The organism is Vibrio sp. 1402, from assembly GCF_033340275.1.
On sequence record NZ_JAWOWE010000281.1, the window covers coordinates 1 to 698 of the forward strand.

Sequence of the window (698 nt, forward strand, 5' to 3'; positions counted from 1 at the left end):
TTTCAGTTCGTCACGTAGCCACTGGATAGAGGCACCACCCATGAACACTGCACCTTCAAGTGCGTAAGCTGGTTCGCCTTTCGGGCCACAAGCTAGTGTGGTAAGCAGACCATTCTTCGAGGTGACTTTCTCTTGGCCAGTGTTCATCAGCAAGAAACAACCTGTGCCGTATGTGTTTTTCGCTTGGCCAGCTTCCACACACATTTGGCCGTATAGCGCCGCTTGTTGGTCACCTGCAATCCCTGCGATAGGAATACGAGTACCGCCTTTACCACCGATGTTCGTTTTGCCGTAAATTTCCGAAGAGCGTTTTACTTCTGGCATCATTGACGCCGGAATGCCCATCTCATCCAACAGCTTTTGGTCCCAACATAGGTCGTTGATGTTAAACAGCATGGTACGTGATGCGTTGGTGTAGTCAGTAACGTGAACGCGGCCTTGAGTCATCTTCCATACTAACCACGTATCGACGGTACCAAACAGCAGTTTACCTGCTTCTGCATCTTCGCGTGCGCCTTCTACGTTATCCAGAATCCACTTAACTTTAGTGCCAGAGAAGTAAGGGTCAAGCACCAAGCCGGTGTTGTCGCGAACGTAATCTTCTAAGCCGCGGCTTTTTAGGTCTTCACAAATGTCTGCGGTACGACGACATTGCCATACGATTGCGTTGTAGACGGGTTTGCCTGTTTCTTTGTCCC

1 protein-coding gene is annotated in these 698 nt (G+C 49.9%); it reads right to left on the reverse strand.

Annotation, left to right across the window (positions count from 1 at the left end; translation table 11 throughout):
• Positions 1-698 (reverse strand): FGGY family carbohydrate kinase (locus R7044_RS25560; RefSeq protein WP_263857050.1); only part of this gene is annotated, 698 nt, incomplete at both ends.